The organism is Sphingobacterium faecium, from assembly GCF_003054045.1.
Classification (GTDB): Bacteria; Bacteroidota; Bacteroidia; order Sphingobacteriales; family Sphingobacteriaceae; genus Sphingobacterium; species Sphingobacterium faecium.
In genome coordinates this window covers 354817-378822 of record NZ_QBKH01000001.1, presented here as the reverse complement: position 1 = coordinate 378822, position 24006 = coordinate 354817, and the positions used below count along the sequence as shown (strand labels likewise).

Sequence of the window (24006 nt, the reverse complement as noted above, 5' to 3'; positions counted from 1 at the left end):
ATGATAATTTAAGTCATGATTTATTGTTATCCTCCTTCACTTCTATAAACTGTAGATTCATGCCTATAACTTTTTCAGGTTCGAATTTTTTCTCATAAATCTCGTCCGTTTCTTTATTAATAAACGGCATAGTTTCATAATCCTTGAAAAGGTTAGGGATAATCAATTTGTCAACATCATCAATTTTCTTATCCAGTGAATTGAAGTCTCTAGAGGCAACGATGATTTCACCAATTTCAGTAGGATCCTGTCTCCCAAGGATAGGAGGCATCCATGGTGTCTCTATAGCCCCACGAATGCAGTGCTCAATATCAGATTCATGGAAAGGAATGAATAGTTGAAATTCGTAATTCATGAAACAAATAACGAAAAGATGGGAAAACAGTGGATCCTTGGGATTTTTCTTCCTAAATAAAAATGCGCTTGGTTTCTCGAATCTAAAAGTCAAAAGTGGTAGCGTATAGGTATGCACTATACCAAACCCCATAAATTTGTCGTCATGTTTACTCGTACGTAGAAATTCAAGCGCGAACTTATAGTTTTTTAGCTCATGTTGGGGCATGATAGCTAGCGCAGTGCGCATCAAAGCCTTAAACACCTTAAGTGGGACGTAAGGGTTTTTTGTGTATGTAATGTACATCTGGTTTTTTTCCTTATCAAACTCGAAATTGTCTTTGCCGACTTCAGATCGTTTGATACTTAAATAATCTCCTTCTGTCGAATCCTTTTCAAACCTTGCTACAATTTCATCAAATTTGGATTTGTACACTGGGATTTTTTTTCCATGAACGTTCTGGATAGTTCTACTTATACCAAGGTAATTTGCCAGATCGTTTTCATATCTACCAAAAATCCCATTACAATCGTCGCATTCCTGATCATATACGAGAAATCGGTTGCCTAACATTTCAGGTATCACATGCGCAACTTTATGAAAAGTAACATATGGCTTCTTCTTTCCGCAAAACCTGCAAGTGCGGAGGTTGGTCTCCTTAAGACCTTTCATTTTTTCATCTGGACAGCCTATTTCGAAGATAACCTGATATCGGGAAAAGAATTCTTCACCTTGCTTTTCGCACTGTTTTGGGTAATAATAATAGGGATTCCATTCAGTTGCCTGTATCATAAGCGGTCATAGTTTAGTGTTGGGATATAATGCCAATTTATCTCATTATTCTACCTAATAAGGTAGCGTAACCCTTTCGCAGTGTCTAATATACATGTAGTAATCGGCAAATTCCTACACAAACTGATTAGAATTTCACATAGCTGATGCAACTATTAAAGATAGATGTGGGTATTTCGTTAACTGATTAAATTCCAAATAAAAAGTTCTAAAGCAGTCCGATAAAGGGCTTATTTATCCAGATTTCCAATGAATAATCGAAATCCTATTCTATGAAACCTTTGCTTTTTAAATCTTCGATGATCGGTTCTAATACCCTAGGAAAGCGTTCCAGGTGTTCAAAATAGTCGTCTTGAACGGTAGTTTTCTGTTACTGGCTTCTCCGTATATGCCAAAAGCGGGAACAGCAACAGCCAAGAGCGGAGGCCGCTCTGCAGGCCGCAAATGCGGGACGGCCAATTTGCAGGCATTATTCAAGTAAATCCTATTTATGGTTTTTGATTGATAATATCTCTATTTATTTAATTCAATTTTTTTGGTAAATACATAACATAGGTTCAGCAGTTCCACCAATTGATTATAAAAAAATAACATATCTGTTAGTTCCTCGGCTTCAGGAGATTCAGCAGGAAATGAATCCATCCCTCGTATAGCTCCCAAAGCTTAGTACGGGATTCGTGAATCGGATGGTTCACGAAAAAATAAGTAATTGACGGCACAGGATTCTCAAGATCCTCATCGGAGATATCAATGGGTTGATAATTTAAAGCCTTTAAAATTTCTTCCATAACCTCTTTATTTATTGATGAAACGATATACCATTCTTAATTGATCTACAAAATTTTTGAAATCACCATCATAGTGTTTCTTTAGTACTAAGAGCTGAAATTGGCTTTGCTGAAAATAACTGACCAGTTGGCTATCATCAACAGACTTCAACAGCACATAATTTCTCGGGCTGTAGCTCAGCATAGCAAAAAAAGCGGTATTGAAGTAATATTGTAGCGGATGTATTTTTCCCTGAAACATTAGTCGAAGTTCCAGTTTATAATAATCGCCCATATCTTTCCATAGAAAACAGATTTCTGGTGTTTCATTATTAAAGGCGCATGGCGTCATATACGATCTTCTTGGCTTGCCTTTTACATTACGCATCCCATATGTATAACTGTAGTGTGTGTACAACCTTCCTGAAAGTAAAGGAAGCGCCTTTTGCCAGAGCTCAAAAAGCTGATTGAAATTATTTTGGTTCTGTTTCCGTCTGTCAGAAAGCTTATGAGCGTCTTCTTTATATTCCGGGTTAGCAACCAAGGCTATTTTCTTCATGTCGAAGCAAATCTCAACAAGGTTTTGTTGTTCATCCGAAAGATCGATTTCAGAAAGTTGCATTTTATTAAGCACGTATGTTGTAAAGCTTCTTACCTCGGTTTTAGCCTTGTTCAAAATCCCTATGTAAGGAATTAAAAAGGGATAATGATTTGTTCGGAACCTTTCATTGTTGTTATCTGCCAAACAGAAACCCAACACCGTGTGTGTTTCTCTAGGGGGCTGTTCTTGAATTGAATGAACTGCTTTCCGTAGCTCCGCTCTCTTTGCAGATACTACAGGGAGTTGTTTTCCAGGTTTATATAGGCCTCTGTACCTCACTTTTGACGACACATGTAAATTATCCTTCGACTTATGGATCATCAGGTGTTTAGATCCCCCTGTTTCCTGATCAAAGAATCCTGGCCAATAATAGTCCTCGAAATTATATTCAGTGTAATAGTACATCAGTTCTTTAAGCGAAAAATAAGCATATCGGCTCAAATAGTTTTCATGGGTATCAACGCTGCAGCTCACCAATAGTTCGGAGGTGGTTACCTTAAGATAAACCATTTCTTCGGGCTCTTTGTCCAGAATTACACCTATTACAAGCACCTCATTGCTGAAAGATATCTTCCTGATTTTAATTGGGAAATAACCCCTTTTAGGTTTTCTGATCTCGGAATATTGGTTCAGTGTATTTTCTGTAAGTATTCTTGTATTTGGCCTGAAAGGCAAATGAAAGAAGTTCATCGATGGAATAGTTTTATCCTCCATAAACCACCTCACTTTCTTTTTTTAATCGTAGGTAAGATTCCGCCACAGTTGCAAGGGAATTTATCTTGTCACCGCACATAATTTCAGTGAGCTTTAAAAAGGTGGAAACACGGGTGAATATTTGCACTGAATCGGCTTGTTCAACCTTAAAATCATCTTTGTAACGTGCAGCGGAATAACTTTTTACCATAATATCAAAAAGCCGTTTATCATCTTCCCTGCCCGATAAGAAGAGGCTTGATGGTGCCGGAGAAAAGCTATCGCACAACCGAAGCTGTCTATACAGGTTGTGTATATCAGAACGGTATGCCAGATGAACCCTTATCAAAGCAATACAGCATTGCTCTACAACCTGATGCGCCATGAATGCGCTTAGATTGTAATGTTGGTTCGTCAGGCATTCTTTTGCACTTTTTAAAAAACCTGTTGCCAATGGAAAGCGGTGGTTGTAATGTTTTTGGGCTTTTACCGCTCCCTGTGTAGGTATCAAACTTGTAGATTGGAAAGGTTGTACCATGCCATCCCGACTATAGATAATTTTACCCTCATTGTAAACGGTAATGAAAAACCTGTTATTGGCCTTTATTGCCTCTGCAATTGTTTCTTGCCCATGAGCCAATATGGTGATCTTGCCGAAGGGATAATGATTATTGGCAAAGTCTTGTACTTCATGTTCAATTCTGGTAACGCTTTCGGTCACCATCAGCAAAAAATAATGATAGTTTTCTGTACTGTGGTTCTCGATAAAACAACCGTCATTGATTTTAAAATTGATGTTTTTACCAAAGCTATAGATTTGCTCGGGTTTGAATTTTTGAACCAGCTCTTTGATAAAGGCCGAAAAGTTTTCTTTCTGGAACTGGCCAGATTGCGAGAATTGTATTTCCATGATCGCTACATTTTTTGATTAACAGGTTAAAATTGCGGACATGGCTTGCCGTAACCTACCAATAAGGCTGGTATCTTACTACAACACATTGGTTCATTACTATCTTAGGAATTTATTATATTTGCTTTATGGAAACGCCTACAAAATCTAACAAAGTGCACATCGGCAGAAAGATCAGCCGTATCAGGGAAATACGTGGTATCAAACAGGACTATCTTGCTATTGAACTAGGCGTAAGCCAGCAGACCATTTCCAAGATAGAGCAAAGTGAGGAAGTTGAAGATGCAATGTTGGAAAAAATTGCAGGTGTACTTGGTGTGAGCGCTGAAGCAATCAAGAATTTCAGTGAAGAAGTTCTTATATTCCATATTCAAAATATGCATGATAATGCATCAGCATACCAGTATAATTACCAATGTCATTACAATCCTTTAGATAAAGTAGTTGAGCTTTATGAGCGTCTACTTGCTAGCGAGAGGGAAAAAATAGAAATCCTGAAAAATGGAAATTGTCAGCAATGATTACTTAATGCTATAATAGCGTCCACTCTCTATGGCCTAATCATAATTTAGCTTTTGTACCAAGGAGTTCCAATACTATAGTTTCAACAATATAGCATTACTGTTATCATCCGCTCTGTAGTACATATAAAAGAAATTGTTTTAATCTGCCTTTGGTTAGTATAAATTGCAATTAAGAAGTACTTTAGTTTCAAATATTTAACCATGGCAAAACTCACGCTCTATCAGATATTAGCAATTGAAGTTAGAAACAATGAATCATTTAATCCATTTGGGGATCAATTCGACCGTTATCAGTTATCGAATAATCTTGATGCAATCATTAAAGATAAATACATCGGAGATGTGGAATATGATCAAAAGGGGGCAAAAGCTGTCTCGGCATTATCTGAGCTAAATAAAACTTATGAAAGTTATATTGATCAAATCAAGGAAATTCTAAAGTCTACTGGTTTGACAGGCCCAGATTTGATTAGTAGGGTAATTGCATCGACGAACTACTATTACCTTTCAGTACTTCAGCAACAAAAGGAAGTAAAGGATGATCATGATAAAGGTAAGTTAGAAGATATACATAATCTTGCCAGGAATGAATTCAAGAATATGAATGGCACAGGTGTTTCAGCTACTGATATTAGTGATTCGGTCAATGATGCAGCAAACGAAATTATCAAAATCATACTTAGCCTAAATATCACAGATGAAGCCCAACTGCCGATAAGTGAGCCGAAAATCACCTCACAATTAGCTGCAGTGCTTCAAATCGCCTCGATAATATATGCTATGAAATACAACTTTCAGGAATTTCAATTTGAAACTGCTGAAATTGACTTTAGCTTCGATACCATAACATTTAGCAAATCTCCAGGAAGTTATTTTCTGATCAAAGCGGCAAATAAAATAAGGCAAAGAAACCAAATTATGGAGTTTTTTATAACCGCAAATAGATTTCAAAAAAATAAATTGATAAGGCCTATTTCTACTATTGCAAACGGACAAATTAATTTTAGCAGAGGAAGTCAGCCTGATGAAACAAATATGGAGGCTCAGATTTTATGTGACTTCTTGGCATTCCATTTTCACTTGAATTTAGCCAAATTAAACGAATTTGAGGAGTTTAGAGTAAATGATCTTTTCAAGCTTTTTGAATACTTGCGAGCAACTTTCCACTCTGTTGATGTGGATTCGATTGTATCTAAGGCAACATCTAGTCAGGACTATCGCTATATACCTTATGAAATAGAAATCGATCACTTGAATGCATTTCTTTCTTCGGAATCTGGGATATCTATTGAATTAACGAAACGTTTTACGTCGTTACTAAGCCAACCGTTAAGTCAAGATATGGATATTTGGGCAAAACCCTTTATTCAAGTTGGGAATAATCTATTGTTTCTTTTAGGTGCAATTGGAGGACATCTCACTTATCAATTCGAGCATCTTTTAGATGGCTTCGTACCAGAACATGAGCAGATGAAGCTGTTCAAAAACCATTTGGAGCTAGAGTTGAATACAAGCAAGCATGGTCATACACTAAAGCAAGTGGACATTTCACCAGTTAGCGCAAATCTTTCATCTGAAGGTTTACTCGTTTATCAATCTTTAAAGCACTTACTCGTATTTCAGCTTTGTTTGATTAAATATCCTTTAGATGCTATAACCACTGCTGCGGAAATGGTTAGTCTATTCAAACAGGTTGAAATATTAAAGAGCAACATAGAAGTTTTAAAAGCAAACATCAAGGATTTAACAGGTAGAGAGCAGGTAAAAATTGTTGGATCGCTAGTGACTAACCACCCCCTTTTCAGCGGTATGACTCTGGAAGATATTCCGGTACTGGACGCTATTCTTCTTAAAAACTATATAGATGTAGGCAAATACAGGCGTGGAATGATTGTGATGAGCCCTGAACAAATAAATTCCGAGGATATATCATCATATCCATATTACCATGATGATGAGTCATTTGATAAAAACATTTTATCATTCCTTTACCAGCCTTCTCCTGTTCACGAAATGGTTAAAAACATAAGACTTGAAAATTTTAAAATTTCATTGGGTGAGCAGTCCCCCCTTATTTTTGCTCAAACAGCCGAATTGCAACCGCTTAGTGAAAGCATGTCAAATCTTGTATCAGAACTCCTTGAATACCTCAAACAACTGCATTACTTTGATGCAGACTATAATAAAGACCCGGAAGGAAAGCGACTTATATCAGATCGGATCGAATTTCTAACACCTCTTACTTTTAGCTATTTTTCAATTGATAAGACTAACAGGGAATCAAGGATACTTTTACTTTCTAACTTTAAAAAGGTCGGATTTGACGGAACAGTCTTCCTTTTAAACAACCTTTTAAAAGTCAGTCGTCAAACCGCAAAAAAAGGAATAGAAATTTTGCCTCTTCCAGAGTTACCCCCAATTGATCATGAGAAAGCCGATTCCCAATGGCGGGAATTAAGTAAGTCTGGTGCAATACAAGGACCAATAAGTCCTTCTAATTTCTCAATGCACCATAATTTATCTGACGTTGATCGTGATAATCTTCTTAGGCATCTATTTTCACTTATATCAAGCTACGGTCCTGGCATCTATGAAGAAGAGCGCCTGAAAGATTTTTATCTTTTGGCAACCATTACAGTTGGGCTTGCTGCTGGATTGAAACATTTTGAAAAAGAAGTATATTCAACTTTTCTCAACTTAATGGACACCCTAAATTATAACGGTCATTTTCAGAAAGCGAGGAATTTTAGTGAGGAAGCTTTAGCTTATTCATTTAAGTATGAAACTGTGCCATTATTAGGCTGGCTGGCTCTTTTTAAGTGTTTTAGTAAACAAAAAAATATTCAGGATGCCGCGTTTTACGGCAATGCCTATTTTTCAGCACTAAATGCGCTTCCATCAGTAAAAATGCACCAAGCCTTTGACGGATTCTATAACGCAATGCTATTCTTTAGAAATTTTGGATTTCAGGAACTAGCAGATAATTTCTTCGTAAGCCTAAACTCAATGCCGTTGGAGTCTTATCAGTTACAACAAATCACGCTTAGCTTCATGAATGCAAAATTAAGCGATGTAAAAAATCTCCAACAGCATCTCGTATTAGCAGAAGATTTCTTAAATAAACATATTTTAGAAATTACGGAACATGGTCAGCAGGGTGCTTTACCTTGGACAGCATTTCTTTACAATTTAATTAATATAGAAAAAGCCGGCCACATAATCGTACCCGCTTCTCTGAAGATTTACCTCACTGAGTTTGAAAAATTGCTTGATCCTTTGACCCTCGAAAATATTCATGGACAGTTTTTCCCAGATGGAAAGAAATCAGTTATCCTTTTAAAGGAGGCTCTCAAAAAGACCTATGAGACTATGGCAGTTGAGGATTATGTTTCTGAAATTACTGCTCTAGAAATGCTCGCTAATAATGTTGCAAGTTTGTCTATTAATCCGTTAGATTTAAATAATTTATTGATATCTGGTCTAGTGCTAAATGACCAAACGCTCACTTTTCATGAACTAGAGGCAAATGAATCCAAAGATATTGTTTCTCTGGATAAGGTTGTTACGCCAGATTTCGAGTCGTATGGAAGTGATCTTCTCAAAAAAACACCTATCCAATCTGGGCAAGTTATACTCTGGTTATTTGAGTTTCATGGGAAAGTTTATGCATTATACATCGACGAACATCTAAATACCAATTTGCAACATATGCCGAATTGGTCAATAAAAGAAATGCGGACATGGCTAGGTGGACTTGACGACTATTTCTTCGATGAGAAAAATAGTTATCCAATCAATCAGCAGGAAGGCGATTATATAGATGATTTAAAAAAATTACATTTTAATAAACTTGACATTCCTTTCGATTTCACCGAGTTACTAGTATGTTATAGTCTCGAACTGGCTGTATTTCCTCCCAACCTTTTGGAAATCCCCATTGATTTTTCAAAATTTCCTGAATTAATCGAACCCCATGAAGAACGTGTAAAAGAACATCTGAGAGAACAACCATTTGATTTTATAGGCTTTCAAAAGCCTGTGACCAATATTATTTCCATCGAGTTTTTGAGCTCAAAAGGGATAGAAATAAATAAGAGTAAAGAAGAAATAAGTGTTGGGTGCTGGATTCCTACTATTGATGAGGATATGACTTTGTACATAGCTGAAAAAACACTTCGCCCCATTATTGAAGATAAATATAACTCGACAATACAGAACAGTGTTTATCCACAGCCACCATTAAATTCAACAGTAAATGTTTTTGTGGCTCATGGTGCAAAAACCATCACTGGTTTCAGATCTGTTCACACTAGAGGACAAAACGAAGGGCATGCGATAGTCAATGAAACTGGAATTTCGAGAGTCTTTGGCACTGGCTTTATAGCAGTCGTTTTCATTTGTGATTCCGGTTCGATGACCAAAGATATCTACAGTCAAAAGCTTATTTCGTTTGTAAGCGAGATACTGTCGCTGGGTTACAGTGCCGTCGTAGCACCAGCATGGAAATATAATCCTGCAATATGTGCTATTTGGTTAGACACTTTTCTTGATTCGCTGAAAGCTGGTTTGTCAATTAGTTTTGCAGTTCAAAAAGCCAACAAAGTCTCCGCGAAAGAAGGATTTGATGAATATTTCGGATTTTATTCTCCAAGAGGCTGGGCAGCAATGCATTTGTATGGCAATCCGAATATCCATTTTAAGTAAACAGGATTATTGATTCGCAGCTACAATAAATTATATACAAAAATATTAACATTTTCTATCTACTTTGTGATATTTAATCAATAAATAATACATAAATTATGACAATTATTGAAGATTTAACAGAATGGCTAAAATGCCAAAATGTCGGATGGCGGGACACCGCATTATATCAAGTACTTTACCTCGATCCTAGCTTCGACATCACTAAGTACAATGACATATTTGAAGATTTTAAAAAATATTTTAATTGTGAATCTGAAACATCAAAAAAAATAGGTAAACTAATTTATCTAATTGGCGCAATCGATTTTGCCGTCCGTGACTGGGATAGTATTGATAATCTAATAGATTCGCAAAATATAATGCAAAGCACTATTGATTCAGGGGAGTCAGAAGGACGAAATATGGTTAATTTAAAGAATCTTCATTCATTAGGAAATGAGAGATTTGAAGAAAGAAAAGAATTTAAAAATAATTGGTGTGATTACAGGGATTCCAATTTGAATTTTGATATTTTAGCACAAGCATTGAGATTAAGCTATTTAGATAAAAGCTAGAGTATTAAATAATTCAATGTAATACGTGGTGACCATCATAAACAAATTTTAACTCTGCAAAAGGTCTGAATATTCATGTTTAAATTTTGTTTTTTAATAATACTATGTTATTTTTATAAATAGAATTTGCAACTAAAGTTTATTAAAAATAAGGTGCGTTATTCGGGGAGTCGAATTTCAAAACCACTCTAAAATATTGCAAACCCTGATTTTTGCACTAGGTGTAAATCCCAGCGGGATCACAAGAAAGCTTCACAGAAATGTGAGGCTTTTTTTGTATCCAATGGGATGAGAACAGAAGCGTTGGGATGGGTTCTGATCCTTTCGTTGCAATCCTGTGTGCGAGCATGATGATTATTTCAATACGATTGACTTCTAAGCTCATGATGTCACTCTACCTGAATCTCCATAAAAACATCAAATTTAATTTTTAGCGTTTTTCTTTTCATCTATATAGAGTAAATCCTTGATTTGCATACAACTCTCAGGGCTTTGCATACAGCGATTAACGTGTTCTTCGCGAACTTTGACCTATTAAAAAGAATATATGATGGTCATGAAAAAAATAAATTTAGGAAGTGCAGGTTTAACTGTACCTATCATAGGTTTGGGTTGTATGGGTATGACGGGGTTTGAAGAAGGACATATATATGGAGAAGCAGATGAGCAAGAAGCAATTGCCACCATTCACCGATCACTCGAATTAGGCGGCAATTTTTTAGATACAGCCGATTTGTACGGTCCTTTCAAAAATGAGCAGTTGATTGCTAAAGCTATAGATGGTCAACGTAATCAATATATTATCGCCACAAAATTCGGTTGGGAGATAGATGACAACAACAAAGTGACCTGGGCTATTAATGGCAAAAAAGAATATGTAAAAAAAGCGGTAGAACGTTCTCTTAAAAATCTGAACACCGATTATATTGATTTGTACTACATGCACAGACTCGATAAAAATACACCCATTGAAGAAACCGTTGAGGCGATGAGCGAGTTGGTGAAGGAAGGAAAAGTCGGTTATCTCGGACTATCAGAAGTATCTTCAGAAACAGTAAAAAGAGCTCACGCCATTCACCCGATTACGGCGGTACAAAGTGAATATTCTTTATTTGAGCGTACAGCCGAAGAACGTGGCATACGGAATACTTTGCATGAACTAGGGATAGGTTTCGTTGCTTATTCTCCACTAGGGCGTGGATTTTTATCCGGACAGATCCGATCCATAGATGACTTACCCGAAAATGATTTTCGCCGGTCAATTCCCCGTTTTCAGGAAGCTCATTTTCATAAAAATATAGCGTTAGTCAAAGCCATTCAAGCAATGGCCCAAGAGAAAAAAATAACCTCATCACAGTTGGCACTGGCTTGGATTATAAATAAGGGCATCTTACCTATTCCGGGCACCAAACGAAGAAAATATGTCGAGCAAAATATCGCTGCCACCGAAATTGAATTCAATGAAGCTGATCTGTCGAAACTCGAAAGCATCGTGCCATTAGGAACTGATACCGGTCATCCATATGATGAGTTTAGTATGGGACTTATTGATTAGCATGTTGATACGGTTGCATATTAAGCGTGCAACCGCTACTCTAACCATTAAAATGTTTAAATTAGCATTATGAATGCCATCATTTCCGTCTCAGAATTTCACCGGTTACTCTCTTTGCCAGAGCCGCCCCATCCATTGGTCAGTGTGATTAACCTCGCCGAAACTATTTTCCTGCAAGATGATGTATGGAAGGGTTTTGTGAATAGATTTTATTGTGTTGCCCTCAAAAGGGAAGCCAAGGGTAAAATACGATATGGACAGCAACATTATGATTACAATAAAGGTGTTCTGAGCTTTACTGCTCCCAATCAAGTTCAATATCTGGATCTAAACAATGTCGAATGCGGATCAGGTTACCTGCTTATTTTCCATCCTGACTTTTTGCTGGCCCACCCCTTAGCAAGTAACATCAACGGCTACAACTTCTTCTCTTACGCTGTCAATGAGGCGCTACATCTTTCTGCTGAAGAAGAAGATGATCTCATTACAATATTAAACAAGATCGATAAGGAATGCCTGCATATTGATAAATATACTCAAGAAATTATCCTATCACAAATTGAATTGTTACTCCATTATTCCAATCGATTTTACGAACGACAGTTTATCACCCGAAAAAACCACAATCATCAACTGCTTGCCAAATTTGAACGCCTTATTGATGGATATTTTGACAGCGGTACGACCACTCAACCGGAACTACTAACGGTACAGCACATGGCCGAACTTATGAATCTTTCTCCAAACTATCTGAGCGATCTTCTGCGCATGCATACAGGGCAAAATACACAACAGCATATCCATCAGAGATTGATTGAAAAAGCGAAGGAAAAACTCTCGACTACAAATTTGTCGGTAAGCGAAATTGCTTATACATTAGGCTTTGAACACGCACAATCATTCAGTACGCTATTTAAGAAGAAAACCAGTTTGTCACCTCTTGAATTTCGGCAGGCATTCCATTGATTATCCATACCTACTAGAAACAGATCATTAGAATAACCTCATGTTAACAAGCCATGATATCACTTAAAAGCTTCAAATCTTCCAGAAAACCTGCGTTTCGTGCACAACTATAATTACACAAGAAAAGCTAATCTTGCGATTAGCTTTTCTTGTTTATAGTCATAGAGAACTGCCTCTAGTAATGACCAGTTTTAATGCAAAAAGAATAGGAATATTCCATGATGATCAGTGATGGAGAACATACTATTCTATGCTAACCAAAAAAGGGATATGAACCTGATTTAATACAGATAAAGATGTCCAATTTGAAAATTAAACACGACCTTAAATTGCTTTAAAAATGGTGTACCAAGTAGTCCCACCATTGGTAATTGCTGGTCCCCTTTGCCTGCACCAATGGCTTGATCTGTAATGACGGTTGACATAGGCACTAAGGTCAGTGGTCCTACCTGCGCTTCCTCCAGATGTGCCACTTCACTGATCACTTTCCTATTACCAACACCCAATAGGCTCGTCGTTTTTCCTTCAAATCTAAGATGAGTCTTGAGGTCATGTACAACTTCTTGCTTGAGTAAATTAGTATTTGCACCACAATCTATACCCATCGGATAAGGTTTCCCGTCAATATGGATATCAATTATAGGGATATGCCTTCTCATTGTGATAGGAATAGTAGCAAGGGGCTCGCCATGCTTAAAAGATATGCCGGTTAAATGCCCCCCTCGATCCACACGCTCAAAAAGGAGTTCTTGCTGATCATAATCTATAGATAATTGAAAACCGCTAAAAATACCGAAGCCCATTAAACCGAAAAGCGGTCCAACCATTAATTCTTCCTGATCCATCTCATCCAGTGACACCGCTGCTGCATCCAGAGATTTGATGATCATATCGCCCCAGATCAAGTGATTCCCAACAGACCAATTCACGTCCGACATGTTGCCCCCCATACCCGTAAAATCCAGAGTGACATCTTTATTGATCGCATGATCCGGCACATATTTCTTTCTAAGCATAATGGTAGGTGCACCAGAATCGAACATAAAAAATCCATCCATACCGTTTAATTTAGCTGGAACATAGATTAAGTCATTGACCAATTTAAACTTGACACGCATCGTATCAGGGATAATGGTATTGGACAATGCTGCGGCAAGTGCTTGTGCCGGATTGGCAGTTAATTTAACCTTAATAATACCCAATTCGATGAGTTTACCATCTTTGTTAAATGTAAATGTAGGCTTACCGCGCCCCCCATTTTTATAGTTCACCAGTAACGAAACAAAGTGATCTCCAGTTGACTTCCTGTGGTCTGTAATCCAATCATAGGAATCAATGCCTTGAAAATTAGCAAGAATATCTGGAAGAACTTTTTGCTTATCAATTGTTGCAGGCAAATTACCTATTTGACAAGAGTCTGCCATCATTTCCAATAGGCCACTGCTATTTTTAGTATTTAGTAAAATAATGATTTTTTGGATATTCGCATGTATCACCTGCTCTTGCGCATGACAAAATCCGATCAGAGCGACGTATAAAATCAAGACCTCGACTATTTTTTTTCCCATATCAAATCGAATAAAATGATTATTTAATATCAAAAAAGAAGAGCCGCTTGGAGAGGCGGCTCTTTCCTTTATAACTAAATATTTATAAAGGTTACTAGATTACTTTCCAAATATTTCAGCAAGTTTTTCATCCAATTTGCTACCACGCAACTCTTTTGCAATGATCTTTCCATTCGGATCCACTAAAAAGTTCATCGGAATTGCTTTCACATCGTACATGACACCAGCTTCGTTTTCCCAACCTTTAAGGTCACCAACTTGCTTCCATGTCAAGCCATCATCTTGAATAGCCTTTAACCATTTTGCTTTGTCTGCAGCTTTATCCATAGATACACCTAAGATTTCAAAACCATCTTTTTGGTATTTAGCATAGGACTTGACCAGATTCGGATTCTCACGGCGGCAAGGGGCACACCATGATGCCCAAAAATCGATCAATACATATTTACCACGGTAATCGGACAATTTCACCGGTTTCCCATCTGTATCAGGTTGTGTAAAATCTTGTGCTTCCACCCCCTCACTTGTTTTCTTCACCAAAGCAATCCGCTTGGCTAAATCTTGACCAAGAATGGAATTTTGTAGACTTGGATCCAGTTTTAAAAATACTTCTTCAGCTTTAACAGCATTAAAATCAGGAGGTAAAGTTGAATTAAAAGCCATTAGCGACATATAACTTTTGGGGTTTTTCGCGACATAATCCATTTTTGCATCAATAGTAGCTTGCTGAATTTTTTGAGCACGATCCTCTAAAGACTTGATAAATATTGGATCCTGTTGATCGGCCAAAGATTTAGATTTATACTCCGTGTTCAACACCTCATATTGATCGTAGATCGGTTTCAATAGTGCCGTCACTTTATCATTCTCAATGTTAAGCGGAGATCCCGAAATCTTTGCGTTTTTTATGGAGTCGGCCGATACAAATTTAATAGTTGTCCCTTCAATCAAAAAACCAAAGATGTCCTGTTTTTGTGGTTTTGCAGGATCAATAGGTGTATTGTCGTGGATAATACGCAAATGCGCTTCCATAGGTGAAGGAATGCTACCTTTAAATTCAAACATGCCATTTTTCATCTCAACAGAATCAATACGTTCCTTACCGTCGTAATTTAAACGTAAATATGCTTTTGCTGGTTTATTCAATTTACCAACTGTCCCTTGTAACGTGTAATTTTGCTGTGCAAATCCAAAAGCTGGTAAAGCTACAGCTAGCATTAAAGCCCATTTCATATTTTTCATCCTTATTTTGTTTTTTGTTTTGTTTTCTCTCCTACTGTTCCTGTATTTAATAACTTTTTGTAAAGTTGTTCATCACGCAATACCAGTAGCGCTTGTTTAAAACTTTGGTTAGCCTCATTTCGCACGCGTGTCCTATAGTCACCTCCTGTATAAAGTAACGATCCTACCTGAGCCTTAAATTCAATATCAATCGCATCATGAGCAGTTGTAAACTTTTGTTCTGGTATTAAAATGGAAAGTTTATGGGCGGCATCCAGCAATTGTACATGAACCGGTTTTGGTACTTTGAACCCTTTATTAAACGTGGTAAAATCGGGATAAGCTTTTAACAAAGCTTGGCGATTTTGTTGAGCAAATTCAAATCCTCCTTTAGCGACCAAGCCACTGTTCATGAGTTGTGCCATCCAGGTGCTATATTCATTGGTATCGATAGCTACAAAGCGATCGGGCATAATGCCACCTCCGCCATAAACAATTCTTTTATTATGAAGTGTCGTATATTTTAAAGAGTCTGGAAATTGAACATGTCCTTCTTCCAATAACTCTTTAGACTCCATACGGCGGTTGAAATCTTGGAAATAATCATCCTTACCTTTTGTGTATGGTTTTTGGATTGAACGACCTGAAGGTGTGTAATATCGAGCTCCAGTCAATTGCATCTCAGAACCATCGGATAAAGGAACAGGTTTTTGCATCAAGCCCTTTCCAAAACTACGTCTTCCGATAATCACCGCACGATCCCAATCCTGCAATGCACCTGTAACGATCTCACTGGAAGATGCTGTTGATTCGTCGATCAAGACCACCAATTCGCCTTCATAAAACTGACCGAATCCGCCCGTAAAATAATAATCTTTTCCCCCTTCATTAGGTACCGAGTAGAAGACAATTTTCTCTTTTGGCACAAATTCGTCTACAACACCAATAGCGGATTCGACATATCCCCCACCATTACTTTGTAGATCCAAGATCAGCTTCTTCATGCCCTGTTCTTTCAGTTTTGTCAAAGCTTCATCGATCTCTTGGCGTGTCGTACGGTTGAAAATAGTGAGTGCTATATATCCGATCTGACTGTCAACCATATAGCTTTCGCGTACTGACTTTTCCAAAATATTTTCTCTGACGATACTGATCTTTTTGGGCTCCGAATGACCAGAAGATAAAATTTCTAATGCGACAGGAATACCTTTTTCACCACGGAGTTTCTCCATAATTTCCTTATTCCCCCATTTCTTATCTGCGATCAATTCACCATCAATACGGATGATCTGGTCGCCCACCTGAATCCCAGCACGCATTGCTGGACCATCAGGATTCACGATCGTAATAAACGTCTGGTCATTATTTTTTAAAAACTGAATACCGATACCTGCAAAACTCCCACTCATTGCTTCTCGCATAGCCTCAGCCTCTTCTCTACTGGTGTATCGGGAATGTGGATCTAAATCGGCAATCATCGCTTTTATGGCAGCATCTACTAAATGCTCTTCATTGACCTGATCGACATAGTTTTGTTGAATCAGTTTCAATGCCTCCTCAAATTTATACTTCGGATTCATCTGAGCCTGTAAAGACAGACTTAGACCTACCATCCCCAGGAGTAAGCCCGTTGCTTTCTTATTCATATGGTATTTTTTATAAAACTGTTTATTTCTCATTCCTTAGGGCCTCTATGGCAAGTGATAATTCATCCATTAACTTACTTGGACTACCAGAATATCCACCCGAGCAGTACCGTATACGACCATCTTTGACCACGATTTTACGAGGAATAGAAGAATCACCAAACAGGGGCACCAATTGTTTAAATAACAAGTCCTGCTCATTTGTCTTTGGATTGACCGAATCATGTAATAGATGGAAGCGATATCCTTCCCCACGAACATAGTTTACCGACTTGCTTTTATAGTCTCCTGTCTGCATCGTGCCCAACATATAGATTGCTACAGTTTGGTCGTGGGCATATTTATCCACCAAGAGCTGCATCCCCGGAAACGCCATAATGCACGGACGGCACCACGTAGCCCAAAAATCGACGACGACAATTTTACCCTTCCAGTCTTCAGGTGTTACGAATGATCCTTCTGCACTTTCTAAACGAAAATCTGGCATAGGATGATTGACCCAGTTATGTTCCACATAAGCTTTCATTTCCGCTTTTTCCTCATCCGATTTAAGACTCGCCAAATAAGATTCGTACCCCTTGTCATCATTATTATGCCCTTTTAGATAAATAGATTTCATTTTATCAAACATACGCGGTGTCATGGCATTGTACCGGGCACTCATTTCCAAAAGTGGTAAGATCTGTTTATCATCGTTAAGTCCTTCCAGCACCTGTAGATTGATCTCGTTCAATTCGGCATTGTTATATTTCCCATTTTCAGAAAGTTCTACGAAATACTTGCGTGCCTCTGAATATTTTTTCAAATCGTTTAATAGTGAGATATGTGTAAACAGTCTATCATCTAGATTTTTTACCACATTAGCATCTGCCTGTGCCTTGGTATCAAAATCTTCTTTATAGGATTGATCACCTTTTTGTGCAATCAATTTAGGCATAATCGCTTCTGAGATAGTGTACAATGTATCTTTACTAACCATTTTAAACATATAAGCGCGCATGATATTCCAACGCATTAATTCATTACCAGTACGAAAATCAAGATCCTCGTATAATGATATGAACTTGTCAAATTGCTTGGAATCGAAATAAGAGGATCCTAAGCCTCGATATACCGCGTAATAAATAAAATTCTGATTATTTGGTTTTTTGCGCCATTGCTCTATCGGAAAACGTTTCAAAAAATCTTCATAAGCACTGATCGCCTTGGCCTGATCAGCACTTACCCCCATCGTATTATTATAAGCAATAAAACGGGCAGTTGCACCATTTGGAAAGTCACTATAAACCCGTTTTTCTATGAATTTAGCCAGATCCACATCTTTCATACGGGAATTTGCATAATTATAAAAGACACCTAATGTTTCGTCATCCAAGCTTTTATTAGCAAGCGCATCTGTCACAAATTTTTTGGCATATGCAGGAAATTCATTCCCCAATCCCAGCTTCTGCAGATTCATAAAGTCTTGAAAATAATTGACGTAATTTTTTCCCAATAAAGCAGACTCCTTAGCACCCAACATTTTTAAATAGGCAGGTTCAAGAGAATCAGGTTGATTGGTATAATAACTTAACATTTCTCCACCAGTTATGCCAGGTGACTGAAATGCTGCTTCAGCCAGGTAAGATCCTGCCTGAGGTTTTCCTTTTGCACTTATCAGCGCAATAGCATAACCCAAGTTATTATTATTATCAACAACATCCGGTTGCTGGCTATCTCCCTGAAAGAATTTCACGCCGATAAAGGCAGTACTCGGCTTAACGGGTATATTTGCCGTCCATAATCCATCACTGTTTTTTTGCAGAGGCAGGATGAGTTTGGTCCATTTAAAATTGTCAAAAATAAACAGGTTGGCATTTACCTCATCACTAAATTCTAAATCTTTATCTTTTGCGTTGTACATCAGCTGTACAAGATCATTTGTTTTTGGGTTCTTAGGCTTAAAAACACGGCTATCATATCTTGGCTGTGCATATAACACAGCCTGGATAAGAAACAACAGTAAAAAAATCGTTCGCTTTTTCATCAGTTTATTATTACTTTGTGAGCTCGCTAGCTCGGTTTGTTTATTCATGAATTAACTATTTCTCGGCATTACTACTGCTTTGGTCCACTTTATCTAAGAAAACCCATCAGGAGCACTAATCATCCCTATCTGTGCGTGCTTTCTCATAATGGTTCTATAGTATGGTTATTATCTAGGATTCTGACCAATTTCAGGATTTAGCGTGAGCACCTCCTGATTAATGGGGTATACAAAACGGGGACTATTTGCCTGTAAGGTATAGCTCTTACCATTGAGTGTCCTGGTTACCGGTTTAAAATAATTGCCATCCAAAGTCAACCTCCTCATATCATACCAACGTAAATCTGTTCCTACAAATTCTCGTCGTCGCTCATCCATTACATATTGCAGCAGATCTGCTTGTACATCTGCCGCTGTTAATGCGACATATTTACTTGTTGAGAAACGTTTTTTACGCAATAGATTCAACATTTCCAACGTTTTAGAGACATTATTCTGGCGTGCATACACTTCTGCTCTATTGAGGTAAATTTCAGGTGTACTCAATCCTATGTATGCATTATAATTGAAATTGCCATTAGATTGCGGTTTGATATACACGTAACCTTTATAGGTATTTGGATCTGTACCGACAAACATTTTGAGGCGGAGATCGTTCTGATCATAAAGCGCCACAAGATCTGGATTGAGGGGACCTCGAATAAAGCCTGCACTCAGTTTTGAAAGCAGCACTTCCTTATCGTCAATCAATCGTGGATAAGTAGCTGCTGTAAATTCCTCCAAATTATATACAGTTGGATCAAGCGCCATAGCCAAATCGGCATACCTCCCACTCTCTTCAAAATTTCGTGTAGTCAAATATACCCGCGCTAAAAGTGCATAAGCCGCAATCTTGGAGGGGTGATAATTGAAGGTTGGAAAATTAGGCAAGTTTTCAATCGCCACATTAAGATCTTCAATAATTTGCTCATATACGCGTGATAAGGGCACACGGCTTAGGCTTTGAAAAAGATCCGGAGTCAATAGCAAAGGTAAGCCCTGCTGGCTACTTGCTTTTGTCGGATCGTAAATCGGTGCATATTGATTCGCTAAAGAAAAATAGGCAAATGCACGATGTACACGTGCTTCTGCGGCAATATTCAGTTTCTGCGCATCACTCCCATTTTGACTACCCATCACACCAGCCAAGATCTCATTGGCGATATAAATATGTTTATATAAATTGTTCCAAGCTATATCTTGCTGATTATCGATGTAGAAGTAATCATTCCACAAATAAGCGCGTTGATAGATCTCCCCCCAAGCAAGCGAAGCAGATAGAGCAACATCTGCAGCAATGTTGTCACTGGTGATCAGTGGCAGGACAAAAGAACTTTCAAAATTTCCTTTGTTATTGAGCAAATAACGGTAATCGTCTGTGGTTTTTAAGGTACGTTTATCATTTTGGTCGATCTCTACATACTTTCTACAGGAGGAAGTAAGTAATGCTCCTGAGATAACCAAACTATAGAGTAAAATATTTTTGATTTTCATAGCTTTAGCTGTTTAAAAAGACATATTTAGCGTCACAAAAAATGTTGGCGATGGTGGTAAATTGGAGTAACTGTTCAAGGTTCTATAAGTTGGATCTATTCCATCCTTATTTTTACGCCAGATAAGACCTAGATTCCGTACACTACCGCTCACATTTACCGATTTAAACGGTGTATTTTCAAGCGTTTTAAACGGGACATTATAAGCGAGGTCAATTTGCTGTAAACGCACATTGCTACCGCTGATAACAAGCGCATCGGAATTGGCATAGCGCGACAAACTATTGTATTGATATCCCTCTCTACTCAGTCCTGGTACATTGGTTATCGCCTCATCTCCAGGTTTTCTCCATCGAAGAGCAAGATCAGACTGCAAACCTATTGCACCGGAATAAGGTGCATAATCGGGATAATTTTGTACTGACAAACGTCTTAACACATGTCCCAATTCATAGCTAATCCGTACGCCAAAAGTAAAATCTTTATAAGAAAAAGTATTAAACAATCCACCAAAATATGGTGGTGTTGTCCTTCCAACTTTCACCAGATCATCTACCGTAAGAGCTGTAGCAGGAGCATCTGCACTGACGATTTCACCATTTTGTTTGTAGATTTGTGAACGCCCTTGATTATCCAAACCAGCCCAACGGTACGCATACATATAGTCCGTAGGATTGTCAACAATCGGTACACTCGCATTGATATAATCCAATACCCGAGTTGGATTAATGAATCTGGAATCGGTCACCTTATTGGTATTATATCCAAAATTAAATAAGGTATTCCATTTCACTTTCGATTGTAACCAGGTCGCTTTTACGCCCAAGTCTATCCCATTTCCTTCCATCGTTGAGCTATTAAATTTAACTCTTGTCCACCCATAGGTAGGATTAAACGGAAAATCATAGATGATATCGGAAGAGCGCTTGGTATAATAGTCAAAATTAAACTGCAACCTATTATTCCAGATCCCATAATCAAGACCGATATTAAAGGTTTTAACCTTTTCCCAAGAAATCTGTTTATTCGCTGGAGACACAATATCTGCAGTCACTTCGTTAGAGATCAAATCATTGCTAGTATTTATGACAATAACCCGACCGGCACTTTGAGGTAATGTCCCATTGACACCGTACGTTATCCGTATCCCTAGTGCGTCGGCCCAAACCGCATCTTTTAAGAAGGTCTCTTTTTTAGCATCCCATTTCCCACCCACAGACCATAGCGGTTTCGCACGCTGGCCGCGCGATGCACCGACAACGGTAAAGTCATCAAAACGAACACTTCCAGAAAACACATATTTTCCTTTGAAAGTCGAAAAAGCAGCATTTGAGTAATAAGAAAGTGCCCGTGATCTATTTTTTGCGATTGAGGCATTCGAACTGAAGTAATCGGACCAACCATAGATATTGGTATAACTTCCTCTCGGATTGATCACAGCAAACGAATAAGTATCCTCACTGAATCCGAGATAGACATCACTGGATGATCTATAATCATTTTGTTTCCATTCCGCACCGGCCAAGAAATTCAAATTATGCTCGTTTGCTTGACCAAAAGCCTTATTGACGTTCAATTGTGTACGGAACATATATTGTGAACCATTGTAATTACGGATACCAAGTCTTCCACCAAGTGGATAACCATATACATAATTTCCTCTGTCATTAAACGTCGTTCCTTGATTGATCTGATTACGGAGTGAATAACTATCAACATCGTCAATATTTTCCTGATTATTCATTTCACGTTGCCATTGTCCCATAAAAGAAAGATCTGCCCAGCTCGTCAATTTGGTATTGATATCCATATGCATACGCAAACGGTGCGTCTGATCGTCATAATTTCCAGTTTCCAATTCTTCAATTGGATTATAAGCCCAATCTAGATATCCCTTTTTTTCAAAATCTTGAACTACCTCAGGTCTAAATTGCAAATAGCGTCTGATGTTATTTCCATTCTCGTCTCTTAACAGATTATAAGGCAGCAGACCACCCGAATATGGATTGGACGACAGCGCATTAATTGTTGCAGTATTAGTGATGGAATTTCCATAGTTATAATTTATTCCTGTACCGATTTTCACCCGATCATGAAAGAGCATGTTGGTCAGATTGACTGTCGTGGTAAAACTTTCGGCTTTGTTACTTTTAAATACTGGTACATCCTTACTATAATTGGTCGAAACGTAATATGTACTTTTATTTGCTCCACCCGTTATCGACAGGTTGTATTGCTGTGAGGCCGCATTTTGCAAGAGGTAATCCTTGATTTGATCTCTATTATCTGTAGCTGCGAGTTTGGCCAATGCCGCATCTCGTTCCTGTTCAGTTGCAGTACCACGTTTTACTCGGAAAAGCCACTCCATGGATTCAGAGTGCGGCTTATTGGAATTAAATGGATCCCAGTCATTTTTAAGGATGTTATCTCCGATAAAACCCTCTTCAAATAATTGCTTTTCTAAATCAATATATTGTGCAGAAGACATCCGATCCATTTTATTGAGATCTGCAGGTGCAGCCATACTTAATGATGTACCGAAACTTAACGAAGTTGGCATATTGCGACCTTTCTTTGTTTCGATAACAATCACACCATTTGCCGCTTTCGCCCCCCAAATAGACGCAGCTGCAGCATCCTTAAGCACCGTGATACTTTCAATATCGTTTGGATTGATTCGACTTAATATCGCACCCCCCGAACTCTGCGTAGTTCCTTTACCTGTTAATGAAAATGACGCATCAACATTCTCTGCCATTGGAAATCCATCGATCACGATTAAGGGATCTTTTGGCGTCCCCCCCGTTCCAAAACTATTGATACCACGTATACGGATCGCATTATTTCTAGGATCTACATACATCCCCGGTACCAAACCCTGAATACGTTCTAAGATATTAATCGCAGGAGTTTCTTGTATTTGTTTTGCCGTAACGGTACCAAATGATCCCGTAGCACGTTCTTTTGGTAGCTGGGTATAACCTGTCGACACAACCTCCACATCTTGGAGGACATGAACGACCTCGCTCATGGAAACATTGATCTGATTATGGCTTCCGATGACACGCCGTTGCGGTTCCATACCGACATAAGAAAAAATAAGTGCCTCAGCAGGATCAGTCATGCGTAGGGTGTAGCGCCCATCGCTACTGGTAGTTACGCCATTCCTAACGGCATAACCATCGGCTATTACCGTCACCCCAACCAAAGGTACTCCCTCATTGTTTTTCACAACACCAGATATCACCTTCCAAAAACGATCATCGCCGTCCTGACCTTTATTGTTACGACTATCACGAATGATGGTAAAATAATTGTTTTGTACATACAAAAACAAAAAATTGTTTGCATATAAAAGTTCCTTTAGCACAGACTCTACGGGCAGTCTTTTATTTTTAGGGATCAGTTCTGAATCGATGAAGGCATTTTGTATCAAGCCCTCTTCATAAGAAAATTTTGTCCCATAAATCCGGCTTACTTCACCCAGAGCTTGGGAGAGACTCACCTTTTTTTGTGCATAGCCGCCTGCATAGGTAAACAGGCAGAAAAGCAGCACGAGTAATCGTGGTTTCATAAGTATTGATTAATGTTAGTTAGTTAGTTAGTTAGT

At 38.1% G+C, this 24006-nt stretch carries 14 protein-coding genes; 5 read left to right on the top strand and 9 right to left on the bottom strand.

Annotated elements, in window-relative coordinates; genetic code table 11:
• Nucleotides 1-13 precede the first annotated feature (13 nt).
• From C8N37_RS01585 to C8N37_RS01575, 3 genes are all read right to left on the bottom strand, one after another.
• Nucleotides 14-1126 (bottom strand): HNH endonuclease, encoded by a 1113-nt coding sequence (locus C8N37_RS01585; RefSeq protein ID WP_108157238.1) that lies wholly within the window; start codon nt 1124-1126, stop codon nt 14-16.
• Nucleotides 1127-1921: 795 nt separating this feature from the next.
• Complete coding sequence (locus tag C8N37_RS01580) at nt 1922-3208, bottom strand: hypothetical protein (RefSeq protein WP_108157237.1); 1287 nt, start codon at nt 3206-3208, stop codon at nt 1922-1924.
• Nucleotides 3198-4097, bottom strand: a complete 900-nt coding sequence (locus tag C8N37_RS01575; RefSeq protein ID WP_108157236.1) for a HEPN domain-containing protein — start codon at nt 4095-4097, stop codon at nt 3198-3200. The genes C8N37_RS01580 and C8N37_RS01575 overlap by 11 nt, the downstream gene beginning before the upstream one ends.
• Before the next feature lie 128 nt (nt 4098-4225).
• Between C8N37_RS01575 and C8N37_RS01570 the strand changes: the two genes are divergently transcribed.
• From C8N37_RS01570 to C8N37_RS01550, 5 genes are all read left to right on the top strand, one after another.
• A complete protein-coding gene (locus C8N37_RS01570) occupies nt 4226-4618 on the top strand; it encodes a helix-turn-helix domain-containing protein (RefSeq protein WP_108157235.1) in 393 nt (130 codons plus the stop codon).
• Nucleotides 4619-4822: 204 nt separating this feature from the next.
• Nucleotides 4823-9325 carry a hypothetical protein gene (locus C8N37_RS01565; protein ID WP_108157234.1) on the top strand — a complete coding sequence of 1501 codons (4503 nt, stop codon included), beginning with the start codon at nt 4823-4825 and terminating at the stop codon, nt 9323-9325.
• Nucleotides 9326-9423: 98 nt separating this feature from the next.
• Nucleotides 9424-9882, top strand: a complete 459-nt coding sequence (locus tag C8N37_RS01560) for a hypothetical protein (RefSeq protein ID WP_108157233.1) — start codon at nt 9424-9426, stop codon at nt 9880-9882.
• A 556-nt stretch (nt 9883-10438) separates the two neighbouring features.
• Nucleotides 10439-11437 carry an aldo/keto reductase gene (locus tag C8N37_RS01555; RefSeq protein ID WP_244914313.1) on the top strand — a complete coding sequence of 333 codons (999 nt, stop codon included), beginning with the start codon at nt 10439-10441 and terminating at the stop codon, nt 11435-11437.
• Nucleotides 11438-11506: 69 nt separating this feature from the next.
• A complete protein-coding gene (locus tag C8N37_RS01550) occupies nt 11507-12403 on the top strand; it encodes a helix-turn-helix domain-containing protein (protein WP_108157232.1) in 897 nt (298 codons plus the stop codon).
• A gap of 281 nt (nt 12404-12684) precedes the next feature.
• Here the strand turns inward: C8N37_RS01550 and C8N37_RS01545 are convergent, their stop codons facing one another.
• The 6 genes from C8N37_RS01545 to C8N37_RS01520 form a co-directional block, all read right to left on the bottom strand.
• Nucleotides 12685-13971, bottom strand: a complete 1287-nt coding sequence (locus C8N37_RS01545) for a retropepsin-like aspartic protease (RefSeq protein WP_108157231.1) — start codon at nt 13969-13971, stop codon at nt 12685-12687.
• Between the two features lie 99 nt (nt 13972-14070).
• On the bottom strand, nt 14071-15213 hold the full coding sequence (locus C8N37_RS01540) for a TlpA disulfide reductase family protein (protein WP_108157230.1): 1143 nt from the start codon (nt 15211-15213) through the stop codon (nt 14071-14073).
• Between the two features lie 2 nt (nt 15214-15215).
• Nucleotides 15216-16838: a S41 family peptidase gene (locus tag C8N37_RS01535; protein WP_170114449.1), complete on the bottom strand. Its 1623-nt coding sequence runs from the start codon at nt 16836-16838 to the stop codon at nt 15216-15218.
• 22 nt (nt 16839-16860) lie between these two features.
• Nucleotides 16861-18912 (bottom strand): TlpA family protein disulfide reductase, encoded by a 2052-nt coding sequence (locus C8N37_RS01530; RefSeq protein WP_108157228.1) that lies wholly within the window; start codon nt 18910-18912, stop codon nt 16861-16863.
• A 120-nt stretch (nt 18913-19032) separates the two neighbouring features.
• Nucleotides 19033-20397, bottom strand: a complete 1365-nt coding sequence (locus tag C8N37_RS01525) for a RagB/SusD family nutrient uptake outer membrane protein (RefSeq protein WP_108157227.1) — start codon at nt 20395-20397, stop codon at nt 19033-19035.
• Nucleotides 20398-20409: 12 nt separating this feature from the next.
• Nucleotides 20410-23970 (bottom strand): SusC/RagA family TonB-linked outer membrane protein, encoded by a 3561-nt coding sequence (locus C8N37_RS01520; RefSeq protein ID WP_108157226.1) that lies wholly within the window; start codon nt 23968-23970, stop codon nt 20410-20412.
• Nucleotides 23971-24006 lie beyond the last annotated feature (36 nt).

Excerpts from the sequence above, each read along its gene's own strand:
- C8N37_RS01585 (WP_108157238.1), bottom strand. The coding sequence starts at position 1,126 with ATGATACAGGCAACTGAATGGAATCCCTATTATTATTACCCAAAACAG.
- C8N37_RS01580 (WP_108157237.1), bottom strand. The coding sequence starts at position 3,208 with ATGGAGGATAAAACTATTCCATCGATGAACTTCTTTCATTTGCCTTTC.
- C8N37_RS01575 (WP_108157236.1), bottom strand. The coding sequence starts at position 4,097 with ATGGAAATACAATTCTCGCAATCTGGCCAGTTCCAGAAAGAAAACTTT.
- C8N37_RS01570 (WP_108157235.1), top strand. The coding sequence starts at position 4,226 with ATGGAAACGCCTACAAAATCTAACAAAGTGCACATCGGCAGAAAGATC.
- C8N37_RS01565 (WP_108157234.1), top strand. The coding sequence starts at position 4,823 with ATGGCAAAACTCACGCTCTATCAGATATTAGCAATTGAAGTTAGAAAC.
- C8N37_RS01560 (WP_108157233.1), top strand. The coding sequence starts at position 9,424 with ATGACAATTATTGAAGATTTAACAGAATGGCTAAAATGCCAAAATGTC.
- C8N37_RS01555 (WP_244914313.1), top strand. The coding sequence starts at position 10,439 with ATGAAAAAAATAAATTTAGGAAGTGCAGGTTTAACTGTACCTATCATA.
- C8N37_RS01550 (WP_108157232.1), top strand. The coding sequence starts at position 11,507 with ATGAATGCCATCATTTCCGTCTCAGAATTTCACCGGTTACTCTCTTTG.
- C8N37_RS01545 (WP_108157231.1), bottom strand. The coding sequence starts at position 13,971 with ATGGGAAAAAAAATAGTCGAGGTCTTGATTTTATACGTCGCTCTGATC.
- C8N37_RS01540 (WP_108157230.1), bottom strand. The coding sequence starts at position 15,213 with ATGAAAAATATGAAATGGGCTTTAATGCTAGCTGTAGCTTTACCAGCT.
- C8N37_RS01535 (WP_170114449.1), bottom strand. The coding sequence starts at position 16,838 with ATGAATAAGAAAGCAACGGGCTTACTCCTGGGGATGGTAGGTCTAAGT.
- C8N37_RS01530 (WP_108157228.1), bottom strand. The coding sequence starts at position 18,912 with ATGAATAAACAAACCGAGCTAGCGAGCTCACAAAGTAATAATAAACTG.
- C8N37_RS01525 (WP_108157227.1), bottom strand. The coding sequence starts at position 20,397 with ATGAAAATCAAAAATATTTTACTCTATAGTTTGGTTATCTCAGGAGCA.
- C8N37_RS01520 (WP_108157226.1), bottom strand. The coding sequence starts at position 23,970 with ATGAAACCACGATTACTCGTGCTGCTTTTCTGCCTGTTTACCTATGCA.